This window comes from Thauera sp. ZXT1-4, assembly GCF_052598215.2.
This window is the reverse complement of sequence record NZ_JBQWSN020000005.1, coordinates 1-20,688: the sequence shown is the minus strand read 5'-3', so window position 1 is coordinate 20,688 and position 20,688 is coordinate 1. Positions and strand designations below refer to the sequence as shown.

General features: G+C 66.0%; 21 protein-coding genes. 15 read left to right on the top strand and 6 right to left on the bottom strand.

The annotated features are described in order from the left end of the window. The first annotated feature begins 85 nt into the window (after positions 1 to 85). From hemP to ACUH78_RS05785, 6 genes are all read left to right on the top strand, one after another. Positions 86 to 289: a hemin uptake protein HemP gene (gene hemP, locus ACUH78_RS05810; protein WP_418363713.1), complete on the top strand. Its 204-nt coding sequence runs from the start codon at positions 86 to 88 to the stop codon at positions 287 to 289. Between the two features lie 35 nt (positions 290 to 324). Next, positions 325 to 564 carry a (2Fe-2S)-binding protein gene (locus ACUH78_RS05805; RefSeq protein WP_418363714.1) on the top strand — a complete coding sequence of 80 codons (240 nt, stop codon included), beginning with the start codon at positions 325 to 327 and terminating at the stop codon, positions 562 to 564. Continuing rightward, a complete protein-coding gene (gene bfr, locus ACUH78_RS05800) occupies positions 561 to 1,040 on the top strand; it encodes a bacterioferritin (protein WP_418363715.1) in 480 nt (159 codons plus the stop codon). The genes ACUH78_RS05805 and bfr overlap by 4 nt, the downstream gene beginning before the upstream one ends. Positions 1,041 to 1,110: 70 nt before the next feature. Beyond that, positions 1,111 to 2,022, top strand: coding sequence for an energy transducer TonB (locus tag ACUH78_RS05795; protein WP_418363716.1), 912 nt, complete (start codon positions 1,111 to 1,113; stop codon positions 2,020 to 2,022). A 2-nt stretch (positions 2,023 to 2,024) separates the two neighbouring features. Then, positions 2,025 to 2,792 carry a MotA/TolQ/ExbB proton channel family protein gene (locus ACUH78_RS05790; protein WP_418363717.1) on the top strand — a complete coding sequence of 256 codons (768 nt, stop codon included), beginning with the start codon at positions 2,025 to 2,027 and terminating at the stop codon, positions 2,790 to 2,792. Further along, on the top strand, positions 2,792 to 3,208 hold the full coding sequence (locus tag ACUH78_RS05785) for an ExbD/TolR family protein (protein WP_435750694.1): 417 nt from the start codon (positions 2,792 to 2,794) through the stop codon (positions 3,206 to 3,208). Before ACUH78_RS05790 ends, ACUH78_RS05785 begins: the two co-directional genes overlap by 1 nt. 114 nt (positions 3,209 to 3,322) lie before the next feature. Here ACUH78_RS05785 and ACUH78_RS05780 read toward each other — a convergent pair whose 3' ends face one another. Both ACUH78_RS05780 and ACUH78_RS05775 read right to left on the bottom strand, forming a co-directional pair. Continuing rightward, complete coding sequence (locus tag ACUH78_RS05780) at positions 3,323 to 3,739, bottom strand: Fur family transcriptional regulator (RefSeq protein WP_418363718.1); 417 nt, start codon at positions 3,737 to 3,739, stop codon at positions 3,323 to 3,325. A gap of 174 nt (positions 3,740 to 3,913) precedes the next feature. Continuing rightward, positions 3,914 to 4,909, bottom strand: coding sequence for a cytochrome-c peroxidase (locus ACUH78_RS05775; RefSeq protein WP_418363790.1), 996 nt, complete (start codon positions 4,907 to 4,909; stop codon positions 3,914 to 3,916). A 312-nt stretch (positions 4,910 to 5,221) separates the two neighbouring features. On the opposite strand from ACUH78_RS05775, the gene ACUH78_RS05770 reads away from it, so the two are divergent. The 9 genes from ACUH78_RS05770 to ACUH78_RS05730 all read left to right on the top strand — a co-directional run bounded on the left by ACUH78_RS05770 (position 5,222) and on the right by ACUH78_RS05730 (position 16,580). Next, the gene (locus ACUH78_RS05770; RefSeq protein ID WP_445333023.1) at positions 5,222 to 6,550 is read left to right on the top strand and encodes an efflux RND transporter periplasmic adaptor subunit; all 1,329 of its coding nucleotides are present in this window, start codon (positions 5,222 to 5,224) and stop codon (positions 6,548 to 6,550) included. Further along, entirely contained in the window at positions 6,547 to 8,556 is a 2,010-nt protein-coding gene (locus ACUH78_RS05765; RefSeq protein WP_445333024.1) for a MacB family efflux pump subunit, read from the top strand. Before ACUH78_RS05770 ends, ACUH78_RS05765 begins: the two co-directional genes overlap by 4 nt. 65 nt (positions 8,557 to 8,621) lie before the next feature. Beyond that, a complete protein-coding gene (locus ACUH78_RS05760; RefSeq protein WP_418363721.1) occupies positions 8,622 to 10,001 on the top strand; it encodes an efflux transporter outer membrane subunit in 1,380 nt (459 codons plus the stop codon). 185 nt (positions 10,002 to 10,186) lie between these two features. Continuing rightward, on the top strand, positions 10,187 to 12,562 hold the full coding sequence (locus ACUH78_RS05755; protein WP_418363722.1) for a TonB-dependent receptor domain-containing protein: 2,376 nt from the start codon (positions 10,187 to 10,189) through the stop codon (positions 12,560 to 12,562). Between the two features lie 82 nt (positions 12,563 to 12,644). Then, positions 12,645 to 13,349 (top strand): PepSY-associated TM helix domain-containing protein, encoded by a 705-nt coding sequence (locus ACUH78_RS05750; RefSeq protein WP_418363723.1) that lies wholly within the window; start codon positions 12,645 to 12,647, stop codon positions 13,347 to 13,349. 18 nt (positions 13,350 to 13,367) lie between these two features. Then, positions 13,368 to 13,880, top strand: a complete 513-nt coding sequence (locus ACUH78_RS05745) for a DUF2271 domain-containing protein (protein WP_418363724.1) — start codon at positions 13,368 to 13,370, stop codon at positions 13,878 to 13,880. Positions 13,881 to 13,904: 24 nt separating this feature from the next. Continuing rightward, on the top strand, positions 13,905 to 14,708 hold the full coding sequence (locus ACUH78_RS05740; protein ID WP_418363725.1) for a DUF4198 domain-containing protein: 804 nt from the start codon (positions 13,905 to 13,907) through the stop codon (positions 14,706 to 14,708). A 52-nt stretch (positions 14,709 to 14,760) separates the two neighbouring features. Beyond that, positions 14,761 to 16,131 (top strand): sulfite reductase subunit alpha, encoded by a 1,371-nt coding sequence (locus ACUH78_RS05735; protein WP_418363726.1) that lies wholly within the window; start codon positions 14,761 to 14,763, stop codon positions 16,129 to 16,131. 53 nt (positions 16,132 to 16,184) lie between these two features. Then, positions 16,185 to 16,580 (top strand): DUF6746 family protein, encoded by a 396-nt coding sequence (locus ACUH78_RS05730; RefSeq protein WP_445333025.1) that lies wholly within the window; start codon positions 16,185 to 16,187, stop codon positions 16,578 to 16,580. A gap of 131 nt (positions 16,581 to 16,711) precedes the next feature. On the opposite strand, the gene ACUH78_RS05725 is transcribed toward ACUH78_RS05730, so the two are convergent. The 4 genes from ACUH78_RS05725 to ACUH78_RS05710 form a co-directional block, all read right to left on the bottom strand. After that, positions 16,712 to 17,023, bottom strand: coding sequence for a DUF2149 domain-containing protein (locus tag ACUH78_RS05725; protein ID WP_445333026.1), 312 nt, complete (start codon positions 17,021 to 17,023; stop codon positions 16,712 to 16,714). Further along, on the bottom strand, positions 17,020 to 17,580 hold the full coding sequence (locus ACUH78_RS05720; RefSeq protein WP_445333027.1) for a MotA/TolQ/ExbB proton channel family protein: 561 nt from the start codon (positions 17,578 to 17,580) through the stop codon (positions 17,020 to 17,022). The genes ACUH78_RS05725 and ACUH78_RS05720 overlap by 4 nt, the downstream gene beginning before the upstream one ends. A gap of 104 nt (positions 17,581 to 17,684) precedes the next feature. Then, the gene (locus ACUH78_RS05715; protein WP_445333028.1) at positions 17,685 to 17,813 is read right to left on the bottom strand and encodes a hypothetical protein; all 129 of its coding nucleotides are present in this window, start codon (positions 17,811 to 17,813) and stop codon (positions 17,685 to 17,687) included. Next, positions 17,810 to 20,688: cobaltochelatase subunit CobN (locus ACUH78_RS05710; protein WP_445333029.1), on the bottom strand; the 2,879-nt coding region annotated here is incomplete at its 5' end. The genes ACUH78_RS05710 and ACUH78_RS05715, both read right to left, overlap by 4 nt.

Below are 20,688 nucleotides of genomic sequence, written 5' to 3'. Positions count from 1 at the left end.
AGGATCAAGCAGATGCACGAACAGATTGCACACGCTCGGCACTCGTGCTCTAATGCGAATCATTATTGTTTGCACGAAGTTTCAAATGATCGATTCTGAGATCCCGGATACTGGCTCCATGGAAAAAGGCGTGCTCGACAGCGATGACCTGCCCGGGAGCGATGCCCGCCTCAATGTCGTGCGCAGCACCCAGCTTCTCGGGCGGCAGCGCGCGATCACGATCGAACACGAGGGCAGCCATTACCTCCTGCGTGCAACGCGGAACGGAAAGCTGATCCTCACCAAGTGAGCGTGGAACGCAAGAATCTGTCTGGAGGCTAGACTATGTATGTGTGCGTATGCAATGCAGTCACGGAGCGCCAGATTCACCTGGCCGCGAGTCAGGGGACGCGCACGCTCCGGCAGCTTCGCACCGAACTGGGTGTCACCGCGGAGTGCGGTCGTTGCGCGCGTTGCGCAAGGGATTGCCTGAACTCCGCGCTGGCATCAAACCCACGACAGAGTCACGCCGCGGTATGCTCCAGCCCGGCACCGGCGTTCTCTCTCACCCTGGAGGCAGCATGAAAGGCGACAAGAAAGTCATCCAGTTCCTCAACAAACAGCTGACCATCGAGCTGACGGCAATCAACCAGTACTTCCTGCATGCACGCATGTACAAGAACTGGGGCCTGGATCGACTCGGCAAGCACGAGTACGACGAATCGATCGAGGAGATGAAGCATGCCGACCTGCTCATCGAGCGCGTCCTGTTCCTCGAAGGTCTTCCGAACCTGCAGAACCTCGACAAGCTCCTGATCGGGGAGAACGTCCCGGAATGCATTCAGGGCGATCTGAAACTCGAACTGGGTGGGCGAGCGAACCTCATTGAGGCGATCGCCTACTGTGAGTCCTGTAAGGACTACGTTTCGCGGGAGATCTTCGAGAAGATTCTCGAGGACACCGAGGAGCACATCGATTACCTCGAAACCCAGCTCGGTCTGGTCGAGCAGGTGGGACTGCAGAATTACCTGCAGTCACAGATGAGCCCGGCCTCAAGCTGACCACGTTCTCAACCCGACCACCGTTTCCAGCCCGGCTGCCCCCGCGCGGGGCAGCCCACCTTCCTGCAACATGCACACTGCCGCACCGGTCCTGAAGACGCCCGCCCCCGACACGGCACCGATCGCCGGACGCAAGGCAGCGCTTGCTGCATCTGCGTCCATCGTGACCCAGGTCGCTGCGGTCAACGCCGTCGAGTTCGAGGCGCCCCCGGCGCGACGCGCATCCGATGCCTCCCCCCAGTCCGCGCTGAATGGCGGCTCGGCAGCGCGCATCACGCTCGCCTCCCTGGTGGCAGTTGCCCATCTCGCCGCGCTGGGGGCGCTCGCCCACTTCGGCATGCAGGACACGACGCCACCGCAGATCGCCCCGATCCAGGTCGCACTGATCCAGGCCGAGCCAGCAGCCATGGAGCAGCCCGCAAGCGCAGCCCCAGCTGAACCCGTGCCGCCGCCCCCTCCTGAAGTGCGTCCGCCAGAACCAGCGCCGCCGCCACCGCCACCGCCCGAACCCAAGCCCGAGCCGACGCCCAAGCCGAAGCCCGTGGCGAGGAAGCCGACACCCAAGCCGGTGGTCCGTGAAACACCCCCTGCCACCGACGCGCCTACCGCAACCAGCGCACCCGCCGAAGCCGCACCCCAGCCTGCGCCTGTAGCAAGCGCAAGCGCCTCCACCCGAAGCGAAAGCACGCCGGCACTCACCCAGGCGCGCTACGACGCTGCCTACCTGAACAACCCGCATCCGGCGTACCCGATGGTGTCACGCCGCATGCGCGAGGAAGGACAGGTCATGCTGCGCGTGCTCGTCTCCGCGGAAGGACTGCCTTCACGGATCGAGTTGCGCGCAAGCTCGGGCTCCTCGCGCCTGGATCGGGCCGCTCAGGACGCCGTCGCGCGCTGGCGTTTCGTCCCTGCACGTCGTGGTAGCGCAGCGGTGGAAGCCTGGGTGCTTGTACCCATCGTATTCAAACTCCAAGGAAACTGAACATGGACAGTTCACAGGCCTTCGGCCTCGCTCACCTGTGGGCACAATCCGACTCGATCATCCGCGCCGTTGCGCTCATCCTGCTCGTCATGTCCGTCACGAGCTGGTATCTGATCCTGAGCCGCGCCTGGCGCCAGATGCGCGCCCGCGGCTACACCCGTGCGGTCGAGGCGTTCTGGGGCGCCAGCAACCTGGAGTCAGGGCTGAAGATCCTGGGTGAGCGCGCACCGGAATCCCCTTTCGAAGCGCTCGCGCAGCAAGGGGCCGCAGCCACCGAGCACATCCGCCGCCACACGCACACGAACACCCTGGGCGGACATCTCGACGCCGACGAGATCGTCACCCGTGCCCTGCGCAAATCGATGGCCCTGTCCACCGCGGGCCTCGAGGCCGGGCTGACCACGCTGGCGTCGATCGGTTCGACCGCGCCCTTCGTGGGCCTGTTCGGCACGGTGTGGGGGATCTACCACGCGCTGGTGAACATCAGCGCCTCAGGCATGGCCACCCTGGACAAGGTGGCAGGACCGGTCGGCGAGGCGCTGATCATGACCGCCTTCGGCCTTTTCGTCGCCATCCCGGCCGTGCTTGCCTACAACGCGATCACCCGTGCGAACCGTGTCGAACTCTCGGAGCTGGACGCCTTTGCTCACGATCTGCATGCCTGGTTCTCCACGGGTGCACGCATTGCAAGCGTCGCGGGTGCTCAGGAGCAAGCCAGTGCAGGCTTGCGTATCGCCAGCAACAAGGCCACCAGCCCCGGAGCCGCATGATGGCATTCGGCGGTTTCAACCAGGGCGACAGTCGCCCGCCGCAGAGCGACATCAACATGGTGCCGCTGATCGACGTGATGCTGGTGCTGCTGATCGTGTTCATGATCACGGCGCCCCTGCTCACCCACTCGGTCAAGATCGATCTTCCTCAGGCCTCGAGCGACGCCACCGAGCAAAAGCCCGAGAATATCGCGCTATCGATCGACGATCAGGGGCGGGTCTTCTGGAACGAGGAACTGCTGGACGCGGAACTCCTGCCCGCACGTCTTGCAAACGCGGCTGCGCAGTTGCCCCAGCCCGAGTTGCATCTGCGCGCGGATCGCAACACGCGCTACGAGGTCATCGCCGAGGTGATGTCCCGGGCCCGCAGCGCCGGCATCGAGAAGATGGGCTTCGTCACCGTGCCGGAAAACTGAGCCGACGCCACAGGCCTGCTACAAGAAACGGAAACGGCGCCCTCCCGCTGCGGCGCCGTTTCTTCTTGTCCTGCTTCCAATGTAACGGGCAGAGCGCCCCGCCGGGCGTTACGCTCAGGCCATGCGGTTGCGGACACGCACGATGACGTCGATCTCGTCGAGCACAACGCCCTCGGGCAGTTTCGGCCTGCCGACGACCTGCAACTCTTCATCGGAGACGTCGCACACCTCACCGGTGTCCATGTTGTAGAGATGGTGGTGCGGCGTGGTGGTCGAGTCATAGACCACGCGCTGCGGATCCACGAAGAGCTCGCGGATCATTTTCTTCTCGCTGAACAGTCGCAGCGTGTTGTACACCGTGGCTCGCGAAACATCCGGAGACAGGTCGCGAACATTCGCCCAGACCTGATCAGCAGACAGATGCACCGGCGCGGAAAACAGCACTTTCGCGATCTCGATCCGCTGGTGGGTGACCGGAACGCCGGCCTTGCGCAGGCTGGCGATGGCATCGGCAGAAGTATATTCGTTCATGGCTATCCATCCCGGGGCGCTCTGAGGGCCCCTTCTCTCTGTTAAGACTCCGTATTAATGCTGGACCGAGTCGTACATTGCGTCAATAAGCCTTACGAACTAATACGGGGGGCAGTCTTGCGACCGCCCCCCGTTCGGAATGCCACTCCGGATGCGGGATCTCCCCGCCGACGCTTAATTGAACGGATTCGGCTGCGGCGTCGCGTTGCTGGACGGCGGCAGCAGCGGCATTGCGATTTCCGGACGGTCTCCGGTCAGCGTCTTCAGGAAGGCGACAATCTTGCCGATCTCATCCTCGCTGTATTTGCGACCCAGCTGCAGGCGCCCCATGACGTCCACCGCCTCCTCCAGGGTTGCGGCTTCACCGTCGTGGAAGTACGGATAGGTCAGCTCGACGTTACGCAGGGTCGGCACCTTGAAGTTGAAGCGGTCGGCATCGTTACCGGTGACGGCAGCACGACCTTCAGCCGGCGATGTGCTCTGGTACGGCTCGAACAGGCCCATGCGCTGGAACGAGGTGCCGCCCGCAGCCGGCCCGTTGTGGCAAGCCACGCAGCCGCTTTCCTTGAACAGGGTGTAGCCGGCCAACTCCTTCTCGTTCAGCGCCTTGTCGTCACCCTTGAGCCACTGGTCGAAACGGGCATTGGGCGTAACCAGGGTTTCCTCGAACTCGGCGATCGCGTCGGTGATCATGTCGATCTCGATCTTGTCCTTGCCGTAAACAGTCTTGAACTCCTCGACGTAGCCGGGGATGGACTGCAGGATGCCGACCGCCAGCGTATGCGGCATGTTCATCTCCACGTCCGCCTGGATCGGGCCGCCCGCCTGCTCCTTGAGGTCGGCCGCGCGGCCGTCCCAGAACTGCGCGATCGCGAGGCTGGAGTTGAACACGGTCGGCGAGTTCACCGGGCCTGCGTTCCAGCCGTGACCGATGGAGGTCTTGAGGTTGTCCGTACCGCCCATCGACAGGTTGTGACAGGTGTTGCAGGAGATGATGCCGGACATCGACAGACGCGGTTCGAACCACAGCTTCTTGCCCAACTCCACCTTGGCAGGGTCGGTGACCTTGGCGGCCTCGATCGGCTGGATCGGTTCCTCCCGCACGGTGGCGGCCCAAGCGGTGCCGGCAACGGCAAACGCAACTGCGACTCCGACTGCTTTCATCTTCATCATGGTGCTTCTCCTTGCTTGCTCAGCGAATCTGCTGTGGTTCGTCCGGCGTCGGAGTTTTCCTCCGCCGTGCTGTTGATCTGATTAGACGTGATCTAATTTCTCTCTTTCTTGACTATCGTCAACCTTTCCTCAAACCATGCCCCGGAACGTTGTCTTCGAGCGCGGGTCTTCCATGACCGCTCACCAATCGTCTTCATCATGGCCCAAGCGCTGCAATCTGATACATGACGGCGCCAGGCAGGCCGCTATGCTTGCACAGGAACTCTCTTCTCAAGCCGTGACTCCGCGCACGACCGACACCACAATCACATGAACACCCACACTCCCTCCTCCCGCAAGCCCCACCCCCGCTGGGGCCGCCGACTGACGCTGCTCGCCCTTCCCCTGCTTGCGGTGGGCGGCTGGTACGCATGGCCGCATCTGGTGGGCGAACGCAGCCCGCTCACCGCCTATCAGTTCAGTACCGTCCAGCGCGGCGACATCGAGGATGTGGTCACTGCTACAGGCACCTTGCAGCCACGCGACTACGTGGATGTGGGCGCGCAGGTGTCGGGCCAGCTCGACAAGATCCACGTCGAGGTAGGCGACAGCGTGAAGGAAGGGGACCTGCTCGCCCAGATCGACCCCACCGTCTATCTCGCCCGGGTCGACGCCTCGCGCGCGCAGTTGAAGAACCTGAGAGCACAGTTGAAAGACCGCGAAGCCCAGCTCAGCCTCGCGCAGATCCAGTTGCGCCGCCAACGCGCACTCATGGCTGAGGACGCAACCACCCAGGAAAGCCTGCAGACGGCCGAAGCCTCGGCGAGATCAGCCGAGGCCCAGCTCGAGGCCCTGCGCGCCCAGATCGAGCAGATCGAATCCACCCTGCGCGCAGACGAGGCCAATCTCCAGTACGCCCGCATCCTCTCGCCGATGAGCGGCACCGTGGTGTCGATCACCGCCCGCCAAGGCCAGACGCTGAACACCAACCAGCAGGCGCCGGTGGTCATGCGCATCGCCGACCTGTCCACGATGACCGTGCAGACGCAGGTCTCCGAAGCGGACATTGGCCGCCTGCGCCTGGGCATGAGCGCCTACTTCACCACCCTGGGCGGCAGTGGCAAGCGCTGGTACGGCAAGCTCGAGAGGATCGAGCCGACCCCGACCGTCACCAACAACGTCGTTCTATACAACGCACTCTTCGACGTACCCAACGCGGACGGACGCCTGATGACGCAGATGACCGCACAGGTCTTCTTCGTGGTCGCACAGGCCAAGGACGCACTATTGGTCCCGATGGCGGCACTGACCCAGGGTGCCCCCCGCCCGCCGCAGGTCGCTGGCCCGGCATCGCCCCCCGCCCCGGCGGGGACGCCCCCTGGCGGCGGCGAAATGAACCCGGGTGGCGGACGCGGCGCAGGAAAGGGCATGGGGACCGGCCGAAACCGGACCGCGACCGGGACTGCAGCGGCTCCGGCGCAGGGAACGGTCAAGGTGGAGAACGCGCGCGGTGCGCTCGAAGATCGCAAGGTGGTACTGGGCGTTGCAAACCGGGTGCAGGCGCAGGTGCTCGAAGGGCTGCAGGAAGGCGAGCGCGTGGTGTCCGGTGTGGCGGTGGGCGCAGGCAGCAGCGGCCCGGCGAGGACACCGCGTCTATGAAGCCGGAAGCCCTTCCCGCACGCGAGACGCCCACCACGCCAGACCAGGGCGGAGATGGCCTGACGCAGGCCGGGGCTTTCCGCCAGCCACTGATCGCGCTCTCGAACATCACGCGCAGCTTCGTGAATGGCGAGGTCGAGACCCGTGTGCTGCACGGCATCGACCTCACGATCCATGAAGGTGAATTCGTCGCCATCATGGGCGCCTCGGGCTCTGGCAAGTCGACGCTGATGAACATCCTCGGCTGCCTCGACCGGCCGAGCAGCGGCGTATACCGCTTCATGGGCGAGGATGTGGAGGATTTCGGGCGCGACGAGCTCGCCCGCCTGCGCCGCGAGGCCTTCGGCTTCGTGTTCCAGAGCTACAACCTCATCGGCGGAGCCACTGCGCGCGAGAACGTGGAGGTGCCGGCCGTCTATTCCGGCATGCCGCGCGACGAGCGCCACCACCGCGCCGAGGAACTGCTCGGCAAGCTGGGGCTGGCCGAGCGGGTGCACCACCGCCCGAACCAGCTCTCCGGCGGTCAGCAGCAGCGCGTTTCCATTGCGCGCGCGCTGATGAACGGCGGGCGCATCATCTTCGCCGACGAACCCACCGGCGCGCTCGACAGCCGGAGCGGGGCCGAAGTCATGAAGCTGCTGCGCGAGCTCTCGGCGTCGGGGCATACGATCATCCTCATCACGCACGAGCGCGAGGTCGCCGAGCAGGCGCAACGCATCATCGAGATCCGTGACGGGCGCATCGTGTCCGACCCGGGCCCCTGCCTGCCCGAGGGTCCAGCCCCCGACTTCAGCCCGCATGTGGATCGCACCTCTCCGCTCTCGGACGTGGTCGAGGCCACCCGCACCGCGCTGCGCGCCTTGCGCGCCAACCTGTTCCGTACCGTGCTGACCCTGCTCGGCATCGTCATCGGCGTGGCCTCGGTGATCGCCATGCTCGCGATCGGCGACGGCGCCAAGCAGAAGGTGATTGACCAGGTCAGCGCAATGGGCACCAACCTGCTCACGGTGCGCCCGGGCGCACCAAACACGCGCGGGCGCGACGCGCCTGCCACGCTGGTCGTCGAGGACGTGCAGGCCATCGCCGAACTGCCCAATGTCCTCGCCTCGGTGCCCGAGCAGGGCGCCACGATCACCCTGCGCGCCGGCAACGTCGACCACCGAAGCAGCGTCAATGGCACCTCGGCCGACTATATCGTCGCTCGCAACTGGGCGACCGCCAGCGGCACCTTCTTCAGCGCCGAGGACGAAGCCCGCTACGCCACTGTCGCGGTGCTGGGCCAGACCGTCGCGCGGGCGCTGTTTCCCGGCGGCGACGCGGTCGGCGAATTCATTCTGGTCAACAACATCCCCTTCCAGGTCGTCGGCGTGATGACTCCGAAGGGGGCCACGCCCTGGGGGCAGGACCAGGACGACATCGTGTTCATGCCGTTCACCACCGCAAGCCTGCGCATCACCGGCCAGCGCTTCCTGCGCAACGTGACGGTAGCGGTCGAGGACGTGGCGCGCATCGACGACACCCAGGCCGCGGTGCAGAGCCTGCTGCTCGCCCGCCACGGCGTGGAGGACTTTCAGATCCGCAACATGGCTTCGGTGATCGACACGGTATCCGAAACGCAGAACACGCTGACCATCCTGCTCGGCACGGTTGCGGCGATCTCGCTGCTGGTGGGTGGCATCGGCGTCATGAACATCATGCTGGTGTCGGTGACGGAACGCACGCGCGAGATCGGCATCCGCATGGCCACAGGTGCACGCACACGGAACATCCTGCAACAGTTCCTCATCGAGGCACTGGTGGTTTCCGCTGTCGGCGGGCTGATCGGCGTTGCCGTCGGGCTCGGTAGCGCAGCCATCATCGCCAGCTTCGGCACCGCAGTGCAGTACTCGCTGCTGCCGGTGGTGCTCGCCTTCAGCTGCGCCTTCCTCACCGGACTGGTGTTCGGCTACCTGCCGGCGCGCAAGGCCGCGCGCCTGGATCCCGTCGTGGCCCTCGCCTCCGAATGACATTCCCGAGCAATTTCACTCCACCGGAGCGGGCTTGCCCGCACATCCCCACCCGGACGAAATCCATGCAGCCTCATCGCACTGCCCTGCGCCGCAGTCTCCTCCCCGTGCTGACCGCCCTTCTCGCGGCCGGCTGCGCGATCACCGAGCCCGTCGCCCGCCCGGACCTGCCCCTGCCGAACGCATGGGCCGAAAGCGAGCCCGATGCCAGCGGCGCCGTCGATGCGGCCTGGTGGCGAAGCTTCGGCTCAGCTCAGCTCGACGCCCTCGTCACGGAGGCGATGACCTCCGCGCCAGATCTACGCATCCAGGCCGAGCGCGTGGTGCAGGCCGAGCTCACGCTGCGCCAGGCCGGCGCCTCGCTCTTCCCGACACTGAATCTCAACGGTGGCAGCGGCACGCGCAATGTAGATGGCAACGAGTCGGGCTCGATCGACCTGAGCCTGGGCGCCAGCTATGAGCTCGATCTGTGGGGTCGCATCGCCGCCGGCGTGGACGCCAGCCGCGCCAGCCTCGCGGCAAGTCGCCATGACTACGACGCCGCCCGTCTGTCGATGAGCGCAAGTGTCGCCACCACCTGGTTCGAGGCCCTCGCGCTGCAGGAACGCGTGGAGATCGCCCGCCAGAACCTCACCCTCGCCGAGGGCGTGCTGCGTGTGGTGCAAGCCCGCTACGACAACGGCGCGGCCTCTGCACTCGATCTGAGCCAGCAGCGCAGCACCGTCCTCACTCAGCGCAAGGCGATCGAACCCCTGGAAGTGCAGCTTCGCCAGACACGCAGCGCGCTCGCCCTCCTGCTCGGTCGCAACCCGCAGGCCCGCTTCACGACCGACGAGCGCCTCGAGGCCTTGCGGGTGCCAGGCATCGATGCGGGCCTGCCCTCCGAGTTGCTGCTACGCCGCCCCGACCTCGCCGCCAGCGAAGCCCGTCTCATCGCTGCAGCCGCCAACATCGCGGCAGCGCGCGCGGCCCTCCTTCCCGGCATCAGCCTCTCGGCCGGCGCCGGGCTTGGCAGCAGCGCCCTGCTTTCACTCGCCGACACCACGCGCACACTGTCGCTGTCGGCCAGCGTGCTGCAGAAGATTTTCGACGGTGGCCGCCTGCGTGCAGAGGTCGAGCTCCAGCGCTCACGCCAGCGCGAACTGCTCGAAACACACCGTCGCGCCCTCCTCGTCGCCCTCAAGGAAGTGGAAGATGCACTCGCCGACGGCGCACGCGACACCCGCCAGGAGGTCGCACAACGCGAGATCCTGACCGAAGCGCAGCGCAGCCTGCGCTTGGCCGAGCTACGCTACCGGGAAGGCGCAGACAGCCTGCTCACCGTGCTCGACGCCCAGCGGACCCTGTTCTCAGCCCAGGACCAGCTCGCCCAGTTGCGCCTGGCGCGCCTGAACAACGCGGTGAACCTGTACAAGGCGCTCGGCGGCGGCTGGCAGGGCACCTGAAGGCAGCCAGCTGGGGCGCGAGAACATCCGCGCAAAACACCCGTTACAGTTTGACAAACCTAAATACGAACTTTTATCATTCGCGACTCCAGATAACACCAGCCAGCCACCTGTAAGCCCTCCGGGCCAAGCGTATCCAGGAAGCCAGCCAACGTCCCGACTACGCCGTCAAAGGAATCGCTTACATGGCACACGCTGTCCGGGCGGGCAACCGCCCGCCTCGTATTCGCACGTCCGTCCTCTTCCTCGCGCTGGCCTTTCCAGCCGCCGCATCGCACGGACAGGAGACCGCGCTTGGCGCAGTGGTCGTCAGTGCTGCGGGTTTCGAGCAGAAGATCACCGACGCACCGGCCAGCATCTCGGTCGTCACGCAGGAAGAACTCTCGAAGAAGCCCTACACGACGCTGATCGACGCCGTGCGCGATCTCGAGGGCGTCGATATCGGCGAGACCTCCGACAAGACCGGCCAGAAGACGATCAGCATGCGCGGCATGGGCTCGGACTACACGCTGATCCTGATCGACGGCAAGCGCCAGAACAATCACGGCGACATCTACCCGAACAGCTTCGGCGGCAACCAGTTCAACCACATTCCGCCGCTCGACGCCATTGAGCGCATCGAGGTCATCCGCGGCCCGGCATCCACGCTGTACGGCGCGGATGCGATGGGCGGCGTGATCAACATCATCACCAAGAAGGACATCAGCAAGTGGTCAGGGTCGGTCACCTACGGCCGGACCTTGCAGACCGACGATCAGTTCGGCGATGACATCACTACCGACTTTGCCATCCGCGGGCCAATCGTGCAGGGCAAGCTGGGGCTGGCGTTGCGCGGCAGCGTCTATGAGCGCATGGCCTCGAACGTCGAACTCGAGCCGACGCTCAACCCCGGGACAGGCCAAGTCCAGTCGCCCGACCTGGGTTTCGGCGGCGGCGGCAAAACCGTCGACAACACCAACAAGGCATACGGGCTCAGCCTCTTCTTCACCCCGGACGCGCGCCAGCGCATCACGTTTGACTACGACGACTCCACCCAGTCCTACAACAACGACCCGTATATCGACCAAAGTGGTGCCACCGCTTACCCGCTGGGCACGGTCGACAGCATCGACACGGTCTTCTGCAGCAGGTGGAGCGGCTCTCGATGTGTCCAGACAAACGGGGCTTCAGGTCGCGCGGAGCCTCGCGTCGGCTACGCGAGCGAGCAGGAGTTCACCCGCAGTGCATGGTCGCTTTCGCACGAAGGCCATTGGGATTTCGGCACGAGTTTCCTCGCCCTGTCCTACGTTGAAACGGACAACAACGGCCGCACCCTGCCCTTCACCGTTGCCGAACGACAGGAACTACTGGCGATGCTCCAGGGCTCCGGCGCCTACGCAAACCTCAGCGAGGATGAACGTAAAGCCGCAGCGCAGGCTACATTCCTGCCGCGCCCCAAGCGCGTGCTGCAGAGCAACCAGTACACGCTCGACGCCAAGCTGGACATTCCGCTGCACAAGCTCGCAGGCGACCACCTTCTGGTCGTGGGCGGCCAGATCATCGACGGCGAACTGCAGGACGGCGTGTTCGGCATGGAATCCGGCACCCCGGGGAAGGTACAGGATCACAAGATGTGGTCGCTCTTTATCGAGGACAACTGGATGCTGACCGACGCCTTTACACTCACGGGGGGGGTGCGCTACGACAACCATGACATTTTCGGCGACAACCTCTCACCCCGGATCTATGGCGTCTACAACCTGAACCCCCAGTGGACCCTCAAGGGCGGCATCAGCACCGGCTTCAAGACCCCCAAGACCACCCAACTCTACGACGGCGTCGTGGGCTTCGGCGGCCAGGGCACCTCTCCTTTCTTCGGCAATCCGGACCTTCAGCCTGAAACGAGCCGCAACACTGAGCTCGCGGTTTACTGGAGCCATCCGGACCGGCACAGTTTCAACGCCACGATCTTCCGCAACGACTTCAAGGACAAGATCGCTTCGCAGGCATGCGGCCCAACTGCCAGCGTGACCTGCTCCAGCACGGGTGACTATGCAGACCTCGGTTACGCCACATCGACCAAGGCGGTGAACATCGACGAGGTGGTGATTCAGGGGGCCGAACTCGCGGGACGCTGGCAGTTTCTTCCCAACTGGGCGTTGCGCGGCAACTACACCTACACCGACAGTGAACAAAAGAGCGGTGACGAGAAGGGTCTGCCGCTGGGCAACAGTGCTAAGCACATGCTCAACACCACGCTCGATTGGCAGGCGCGTCCCGATCTCAACGTCTTCCTGACCCTGGAGTCGCGCTCCAAGCGCTACCGTGGGACCGATGACGCCGGCAATCCGCGCTACTACAAGGACTACGACGTCCTCCATCTCGGCGCCAGCCTCGAGGTAAACGAACACGTCACGCTCAACGGCCGCATCAACAATCTGCTGGACAAGGACTTCACCGGCTACACCTGGGTGCCTTGCTCCGGCCGCGGCTGCGATACGAGCGGTTACGGCCCCGAGTACGACTACAACAACAAGGACAAGGCGCGCAGCTTCTGGGTGAGCTTGAACGCCCGCTTCTGAGCGGCGCTGGCAGTCACCGCAGCCCTCGACGGCTGCGGTGACCGCGCGTATTCGATCGCCCGTCAGGCAGCCTGACTCAACCATGCCGACCTACCCGAGGCCCTCCGACACCGCGGCAATCCGCACGAAGCATGCGCACGCCACCACGCCGGACACAGACGGGCAGCGTCAGGCCCGTCGGGCCGGATGGCTGCGCGCCCTGCACCAATGGCACTGGATCAGCTCGGCCGTCTCGCTATTCGGCATGCTCATGTTCGCCCTCACCGGCATCACCCTCAACCACTCTGGCGCAATCGAGGCCAAGCCGCGGATCGAGACCCGCAGCGTCGCCATCCCTGCCTCGCTGCGGGACGACTTGCGCACGCTCGCCGGCGATGGCCAGGCCGCAGAGCGCCCGCTGCCCGACGCAGCCACGCGCTGGGTGGCGGACGCGATGGCATTGTCCGTCGCCGGCAAGCCGGCCGAATGGTCCGAGGGTGAGATCTACCTCGCCCTGCCCCGCCCGGGGGGTGACGCCTGGCTGCATCTCGACCTTGAGGCGGGCGAGGCAGAGTACGAACTCACCGACCGCGGCTGGATCGCCTGGCTCAACGACCTGCACAAGGGTCGCAACACGGGTGAGGCCTGGCGCTGGTTCATCGACCTCTTCGCGGTGGCGTGCGTGGTCTTCTCCGTGACCGGTCTGCTCATCCTGCAGGTTCACGCCACCACGCGCGCCTCGGTATGGCCGGTGGTCGGCCTGGGCGTGGTACTGCCTGCACTGCTGATCCTTCTTTTCATTCACTGATCCCCCTGGAGCCCCCGCATGTACAAACCCCTGCTCCTCGCGCTCGGCCTGCTCGCAAGCAGCCCTGTGCTCGCAGCCGGCATCGATGTCGAACTCGAACTGCCGCACTTCGACGTGGCGGACTACCGCCGCCCCTACGTCGCCGCCTGGCTCGAACGCCCGGACAACTCGGTCGCCGCCAACCTCGTCGTCTGGTATGACGCCAAGATGCGCAACGCAGAAGGCGCGAAATGGCTCAAGGACATGCGCCTGTGGTGGCGCCGCAGCGGACGCGAGCTGGCCATGCCGGTCGATGGCCTCACCAGCGCCACCCGCCAGCCGGGCAAGCACACACTGAGCTTCACCGAGGGGCAGACCCCGCTCGGCAAGCTCGCCGCCGGCGAATACCGCCTGGTGGTCGAGGCCGCCCGCGAGCACGGCGGTCGGGAAGTGGTGAGCCTGCCGCTGCAATGGCCGCCTACGAACGTCACCCACCACGAGGCACGCGGCGAACACGAACTCGGCACCATCGCCGTCCAGCTCAAGCCCTGATCCGTCCGCACCGAGGAAGAACCGATGAAACCCAAGCAACACCTTGCCGCCGCCGCCCTTGCGCTCGGCCTCGTCACGCCGGCTGCACATTCGCACGAAGCCTGGCTGCTGCCCTCGTCCACCGTGCTTTCCAGCCCCGGTTACGTGACCTTCGACGGCGCCGTCTCCAACGACATCTTCTACTTCAACTATCGCCCGATGGTCATGCGCGACAACCTCGCCATCACCGCACCTGACGGTAGCCCGCTGCAACCGGAAAGCCTGCTCCAAGGCAAGCTGCGCACGGTGTTCGACCTCCATCTCCAGACCTCGGGCACCTACCGCGTCGCACTTGCCAGCGCCAGCGTGATGGCGAGCTGGAAGGAGAACGGCGAGACCAAGCGCTGGCGTGGCACGGCCGCCGAGATGGAGGGCAAGGTGCCGGCCGAGGCCGAGGAACTCGTCATCCGCGAGGGCAGCTCCCGGATCGAGACCTTCGTCACCGTGGGCCGCCCTACCGAAGCGAAACCCACGGGCAGCGGTCTGGAACTCGTACCGGTCACCCACCCCAACGATCTCTATGTCGGCGACCCGGCCACCTTCGCCTTCACGGCGAACGGCAAGCCAGCAGCAAACCTCGAGGTCACGGTGATTCACGCGGGCACCCGCTACCGCGACCAACTCGAGAAGCTCACGCTCGTCACCGACGCCGAAGGCCGCGTCACCCACACCTGGCAGGCACCTGGAATGTACTACCTGAAGGCCTCGGTGGATGGGATGAGCGAAACCCGGAAGAACGTGGAACGCCGCCTGTCCTACGTGGCAACGCTCGAGGTGCTCGCCCAATGAGGGCACTTCGGGCGCAGCGGGACGACCACCTCCGGCGCAGCCCATCGCCGGCATGATCAGTCTCGAGTTGCCCAGGCTGGGGGCGGCGACGGGGGTGTTGGCAGCGTATGCGGCGCTCTGCATCCAGGCCTGGCGGGTTCATCGCCGCCGCGTCGCGCCCCTCAATGAGGATAACCACGCGGGGGTACTGATCGCCTACGCGAGCCAGAGCGGGTTCGCACAGGAACTGGCCGGGGAGGCCGCACGCGCGCTGCAGGCGGCCGGCCTGCCCGTACACCCCTGCGCGCTCGACCAGATCGGCGCCGCGCAGTTGCGCGATTGCACGCGCGCACTCTTCCTCATCAGCACCAGCGGCGAAGGCGACGCCCCGGACAACGGGGCGGGATTCGTCCGCCAGGTGATGACCACCCGCCTCGATCTCCAAGGGTTGCGCTACGGACTCCTCGCCCTCGGCGACCGCCGCTATGCGAACTTCTGCGCCTTCGGCCGCGCACTGGACCACTGGCTGCAGCAACAGGGTGCAGGCCCGATCTTTCCCCGCATCGAGGCGGACGGCGCCGCGAACGATGCCCTGATCACCTGGCGCCACCAACTCGCGAGCTTCGCCGGGCTGGCCGAGGTGGCGGAAGCACCACAGGCTGCCACCGGCTTCTGGCGCATACGCGCCTGTCGCCAACTCAATCCCGGCAGCGCGGGGGCACCGGCCTGTCACGTGGAGTTGGAACCCGTAAGCGAGGACTCACCCGCCGCGACGATCACGCCCCTGCCGCACTGGGCACCCGGCGACCTGCTGCAGCTGATTGCCACGGGCGATGATGCCCGCCCGCGCGACTACTCGATCGCATCCTTGCCCGAGGACGGCGCCGTACACCTGATCGTGCGCAGGGTGACCGGCGCAGACGGGACGCCCGGCGCACTCTCCCCCCTGCTGACACAGGAGGCAGCGGTCGGCACCCGCCTGCGCGGGCGAGTACGCCCCCATCCGAATTTCCGCATCGGCGACAACGCCGACCGCCCGCTGCTGCTCATCGGCAACGGCACCGGCCTTGCGGGCCTGCTCGCCCATCTGCGCGCCCGCGCCCGCCGCGGCGACGGCCGCAACTGGCTGCTGTTCGGCGAGCGCAACAAGGCGCACGACGATCTGCACGGCGCGGAGATCGACGCACTCGAGCACGACAACCTGCTCACCCGCTGCGACCGCGTCTGGTCCCGCGACCCTCCGCACGGCGAGTACGTGCAGGACCGGCTGCGGCGCGCCGCAGACACGGTACGCACCTGGGTCGAAGGCGGCGCAGCGATCTACGTATGCGGAAACGCCGTTGGCATGGGACCGGCCGTACACGCCGCACTGGCCGAAATCCTTGGCAACAGCACGCTCGACGCACTCACCCGCGCCGGACGCTACCGACGCGACATCTACTGACACTGCGGGAGGCGTTCCGCCGCCTGCACCCTTTCTCGAGAAGGAGCCCCACCATGAAACTGAAAGAAACCCTCACCGTCCTCGCGCTCGGCACCCTGGTCGGCCTGTCCGGTCCTGCCCACGCAAACGACGCGCAGCCAGCGAACCGCGTCGCCCACTACGCTGCACAACAGGCCGACTCGATCGAGCAGACGATGAAGAACCTGCGCGAAACCAATGCCAAGCTCAAGGAACTGCTGGCCGGCGAAGTGGGCGAATACGACATCCACGACATTCACAGCCTGAGCTACACACTGGAAGACTCGCTGACACGCATCGCGGACGAGATCAAGCAGTTGCACAACACCGTCGCCGACATGCACTTCGCGAGCGAAGGGCTCAAGCGCGACGCGGTCATTGACCTGGGCACGGCCTACCTTGATGGCATCGAGAAAATCATCGCACCCTGACTCTGGAGCGGAACATGGACATCCCCCTTGATCACAGGGGGGCGAAGTCCACGCCTTGCTGAACATCCTGCCGGCAAGAGCTCATGCGCAATGCATGTTCACATGGGTCGAATTCCGTATTCCAGACCGGTCTACTCCGGGACATAGACGAAGGAGCCGTCCTTCATGCGGTAGGCGACTCCAGCCTTGGAGCCCTCTCCCGAACCGATCTCGCCGCTGGCCTGGTAGTGCTCGATGACCTCGCCCTTCTTGACGATCATCTCCATGTTCGGCTGTCCGGGGTTCCTGATGATGGTGACATCTTCGGTTGTGAAAGGGTTCATCGGGTTGCTTGCGATCGCCAGCAGCAACGCGGCGATGATCACCAGGAACACGTCGATCAGATTGACCACCGACAGGATGGGGTCGTCGGCCTCGAGGTCGTCCATCAGGCGCAGGCTCATTGCACGCCCTCCGCGGCCAACGGGGCGATCGGGTCATCGTATGGCGCAGCGCCCTGTTCGCGCGCAGCCGAGCGGCAGCCCCGCTTCTCGATGTCGGCCAACTCGGTCGCCAGCCAGCGGCGGCGCACGCTGACGACCCAGTAGGTGATCGCCGAGGCGATCAGCGCGAGGATCACCGCGGAGAAGGCGATCATCAGGTTGCGGCTGACCTCCTGGAGTTGCCCATCGGAGAGTGCCATCAAGGCCGGCCCCATGGGGATCATGGTCGCGACCAGGCCGAGCATCGGCCCGACACGGGTGGCGATGCGCAGGGTCTCGAGCCGGTGCACCGCAATCGCTTCCAGATCGGTCACCCCCAGGCTGGGGTCCTGGCGCAGCGCGGCATGGAGTTCCTGCGCGCGCGGGTCGCCGCGACGGCGCTGGCGCGCCTGCATGAGGAAGCGGCCGAGGGCGTGGAAGGCGTAGAAGAACAGCACGGTCACGAGCAGCAGCACCGGCAGCATGAAGAGCTGGCTCAGCCCGTACATGGCGGTTTCGATCAGTTGGGAAAGAGACATATGTCCTCCTTGGAAGATAAATGGTTTGGTGGTAGTGAATGTGCAGGGGTAGTGGCGGCTACCACTTCCCCTCCAGGGTCAGCAGCCAGGTCCTGTCGCCGCCATCACGGCCGGCCAGCTGCCAGCGAGGGCGACACCGCCTCGGTATGCCGCTGCCCGCCGCCCGAACGCTGACGCAGGCTGGCGGCAAGCGCCGCAAGCAGCAACCCAAGGTGCGCACGCGCCCGCATCATGCGCGCGTACCAGGCATGACGTCCGGCTGCCGGCGCGACTGGCTCAGCGTACCCGCGAAGAAGGCGCCCAGGGTCAGCAGCGCAAGGAGAAGCTCCAGCCAGGGCGCCGGCATGTCGGCGGCCGCATCAGGCGCAACCTGCTCCAGCACCTGCCCGGTCACCTGCTGCGGCTCTGCCTCGGCCGCCGCCGCGGCTGCAGCCGCATCCTGCGCAGGTGCCGTGCTCGATTCCAGCCCGAAGCCGGCCGCGAGGGAGCGGGCATAGGCGTCCACCTTGCTGCTGACCGGCTGGTAGTCGAGTCGCTCGACCGCGTCGGCATAGATCTCGACGAGCCGCTTGAGCGTGGCCTCGTCGGTGCTCCAGTACTCCTTGCGCGCAGCCTCGAGCATGCGCTCTGCGATCTGGGCACGGGCGGTGGGGTTGTGGCGCTCGAACCACTCTTCCATGCCCAGCTCGAGCGAGTCCTCGACATAGACTTCGAAGAACTGCTGCCACTGGTCGTCACGGACGATCTCAGGCGCCACGGCGGTCCAGCCCCAGAAGTTGTTGACCGTATCGACGACCGCCAGCGTGCCGGCATAACCGTCCTGCTGCATCGCCTCCACCCACTGCGGATGGAAGTAGCGCGCACGCAGCTCCGCCGCCAGGAAGCGCCCTGCGCCTTCGACCCGGGTCTTGCCCTGGTCGCGCAGGTTGCTGATGTAGAGCCCGGGCGTGCGCCCGTCGAGGCGGCGGACGGCGACACCGATGCCGCCCAGGTACTGGAAGGGGTCGTCGGTGGTGAGCATGCCGTAGAGGTTGGACGAGCGTGCGAGCACGGCCGCCTCGGTTCCCTTCAGGTGCTCGGCATAGAGGTTGAAGCCGCCCTTGCCTGCCGCGCCGCCAGCCGCCTCCCGATCGCCCGGCGCACGCACGCGCTCGCCCCAGCGCGAGGGGTCCGGACCATAGGCGTACTGCATGCGATCCAGATAGAGATCGGCAAGCTTGCCCTCGTCGTCCCAGGTGTCGGATGCGAGCGTAGCGTCATCCAGGCCGGTGCCGTAGGCGCCGCTCTCGCTCGAGAAGATGCGCGTCAGCGCGTACAGGCGCGCGTCCTCGGCGGTGAAGCCCTGCTCGATGAGCGAGCGCTCGATCTCCAGCGCGTTCGCGCGTACGGCGTTGTCGGGCTCGTCGAGCTCCGCCACGCGCTCGACCGCACGCGCGATGAGCGTCATGACGGTCGGGAAGTGATCGCGATAGAGGCCGGTGGCGGACACGACCACATCCACCCGCGCACGGCCGAGTTCCTCGCGCGGGATGACCTCCACGTCGCTGATGCGGCCGAAGCGGTCCCACACCGGGCGCACGCCGAGGGCGTGGAAGACCTGGGCCTCGAGCACGCCGAGGTGGCGCATCGCCTCGACCGACCAGAGCGAGAACGCCGCCTTGCGCAACGGCGTGCCGTGCTCCGCCCGGTGCGCTTCGAGCAGCTGGGCGAAAGCATCAGCGCCGGCGAGCCAGGCCTGCTCGGTCGGGATGCGCGAGGGGTCGAAGCCGTAGAGGTTGCGCCCGGTGGGCAGGCTCTCGGGGTTCCTGATCGGGTCGCCGCCGTACTGGGTGTCGATGAAGCGGCCGTCGAGCGCCTTGAGCAGACCGGCGTGCTCGCCGGCTGCCGCAAGTGCGCCAAAGTAGGCGCGCCCCTCGCTCAGCAGCGCGTCTTCGTCCGCCGCAGGCTCGGTCGCAAACGCGCCGGCGAGCAGGCGGTAGGGGGCAGACTCGGGCAGCGCCTTGTAGTCCTCCACGAACAGCTCGTCCGGCTCGGTCAGGCCGAGGCTTGCGTACAGGCGTTCGCCGAGCATCTGCATCACCGTGCCGACGCGATGCTCGAAGCGCGGCGCCTCGCCGAAGGTGTGCAGGCCGAGCGGCTGTGCGGTCTGCGCCAGCGTGTGCAGCCAGTCGTGCAGCTCACGCTCGAAGGGGCGAAAGTCTGCGCGTGCGCGCTCGGCCGTCCAGCCGATGTCCTCGATCAGGGTCAGGCGTGCCGCCTCATCGACGATGGCGCCCATGGTGCGATCCTTGACTGCGCCGACGTCGAGCAGTTCGTATTCGTGCAGCAGGTCGTGCAGCGGCATCAGCTGCGCATGCAGACCGGCCGGTGCGAACGATGGCGTCTGGTGGCTGATGATGGTCGCCCTGCCACGCCGCTTCGCCTGGGTGGCCTCGCCGATGTTGTCGACGATGTAGGGATAGATCACCGGCAGGTCGCCCAGCACCAGGTAGGGGTCGTCATGGATAGACAGGCCGCGCTCCTTGCCCGGCGTCCACTCCTGGCTGCCGTGGGTGCCGAAGTGGATCAGCGCGTCGGCATCGAAGGCGGTGCGCGCATAGAGGTAGGCGGCAAGGTAGAAGTGGGTCAGCGGCACCTTGGTGTCGTGGTAGATCGCCTTCTCGGGCGGCTCGTCGATGCGGCCGCGCGGCGGCTGCGGCATGATCACCAGGTTACCAAGCTGCAGGCGCGGGATCGCGAAGCTGCGCGTGTCACCCGCACCGACCAGCATCGGGTCGTTCTCGGGCGGTCCCCAGTGCTTGTTGATGCGCTCGCGGACCTGCGCAGGCAGGCCATCGAACCAGGCAAGATAGTCGGCAAGGGGCAAGGCTGCCGCGAGGTTGTCGGCCAGCAGGGCGTCGAGCCTGCCCTCGCGGTAGAAAGGTGCGAGCAGACGGGCCGCGCTGTCGATGAGCGCTTGTTCCTCGGCGGGCGGCACGGTATAGCCCGCGCCCCGCAGGGCCTCGGACAGGCGGGCGAGACTGCGCGGTACGTTCAGGAACGAGGCCGACAGGTGTTGGCAACAAATAGAACTGTCCGGTGTTGTAGCAAATGAATTGTCCGCTCGGT

What these genes read in the sequence shown, in the direction of transcription:
- hemP (WP_418363713.1), top strand. Translation starts at nt 86, where the DNA reads ATGATCGATTCTGAGATCCCGGATACTGGCTCCATGGAAAAAGGCGTG.
- ACUH78_RS05805 (WP_418363714.1), top strand. Translation starts at nt 325, where the DNA reads ATGTATGTGTGCGTATGCAATGCAGTCACGGAGCGCCAGATTCACCTG.
- bfr (WP_418363715.1), top strand. Translation starts at nt 561, where the DNA reads ATGAAAGGCGACAAGAAAGTCATCCAGTTCCTCAACAAACAGCTGACC.
- ACUH78_RS05795 (WP_418363716.1), top strand. Translation starts at nt 1,111, where the DNA reads ATGCACACTGCCGCACCGGTCCTGAAGACGCCCGCCCCCGACACGGCA.
- ACUH78_RS05790 (WP_418363717.1), top strand. Translation starts at nt 2,025, where the DNA reads ATGGACAGTTCACAGGCCTTCGGCCTCGCTCACCTGTGGGCACAATCC.
- ACUH78_RS05785 (WP_435750694.1), top strand. Translation starts at nt 2,792, where the DNA reads ATGGCATTCGGCGGTTTCAACCAGGGCGACAGTCGCCCGCCGCAGAGC.
- ACUH78_RS05780 (WP_418363718.1), bottom strand. Translation starts at nt 3,739, where the DNA reads ATGAACGAATATACTTCTGCCGATGCCATCGCCAGCCTGCGCAAGGCC.
- ACUH78_RS05775 (WP_418363790.1), bottom strand. Translation starts at nt 4,909, where the DNA reads ATGAAGATGAAAGCAGTCGGAGTCGCAGTTGCGTTTGCCGTTGCCGGC.
- ACUH78_RS05770 (WP_445333023.1), top strand. Translation starts at nt 5,222, where the DNA reads ATGAACACCCACACTCCCTCCTCCCGCAAGCCCCACCCCCGCTGGGGC.
- ACUH78_RS05765 (WP_445333024.1), top strand. Translation starts at nt 6,547, where the DNA reads ATGAAGCCGGAAGCCCTTCCCGCACGCGAGACGCCCACCACGCCAGAC.
- ACUH78_RS05760 (WP_418363721.1), top strand. Translation starts at nt 8,622, where the DNA reads ATGCAGCCTCATCGCACTGCCCTGCGCCGCAGTCTCCTCCCCGTGCTG.
- ACUH78_RS05755 (WP_418363722.1), top strand. Translation starts at nt 10,187, where the DNA reads ATGGCACACGCTGTCCGGGCGGGCAACCGCCCGCCTCGTATTCGCACG.
- ACUH78_RS05750 (WP_418363723.1), top strand. Translation starts at nt 12,645, where the DNA reads ATGCCGACCTACCCGAGGCCCTCCGACACCGCGGCAATCCGCACGAAG.
- ACUH78_RS05745 (WP_418363724.1), top strand. Translation starts at nt 13,368, where the DNA reads ATGTACAAACCCCTGCTCCTCGCGCTCGGCCTGCTCGCAAGCAGCCCT.
- ACUH78_RS05740 (WP_418363725.1), top strand. Translation starts at nt 13,905, where the DNA reads ATGAAACCCAAGCAACACCTTGCCGCCGCCGCCCTTGCGCTCGGCCTC.
- ACUH78_RS05735 (WP_418363726.1), top strand. Translation starts at nt 14,761, where the DNA reads ATGATCAGTCTCGAGTTGCCCAGGCTGGGGGCGGCGACGGGGGTGTTG.
- ACUH78_RS05730 (WP_445333025.1), top strand. Translation starts at nt 16,185, where the DNA reads ATGAAACTGAAAGAAACCCTCACCGTCCTCGCGCTCGGCACCCTGGTC.
- ACUH78_RS05725 (WP_445333026.1), bottom strand. Translation starts at nt 17,023, where the DNA reads ATGAGCCTGCGCCTGATGGACGACCTCGAGGCCGACGACCCCATCCTG.
- ACUH78_RS05720 (WP_445333027.1), bottom strand. Translation starts at nt 17,580, where the DNA reads ATGTCTCTTTCCCAACTGATCGAAACCGCCATGTACGGGCTGAGCCAG.
- ACUH78_RS05715 (WP_445333028.1), bottom strand. Translation starts at nt 17,813, where the DNA reads ATGATGCGGGCGCGTGCGCACCTTGGGTTGCTGCTTGCGGCGCTTGCC.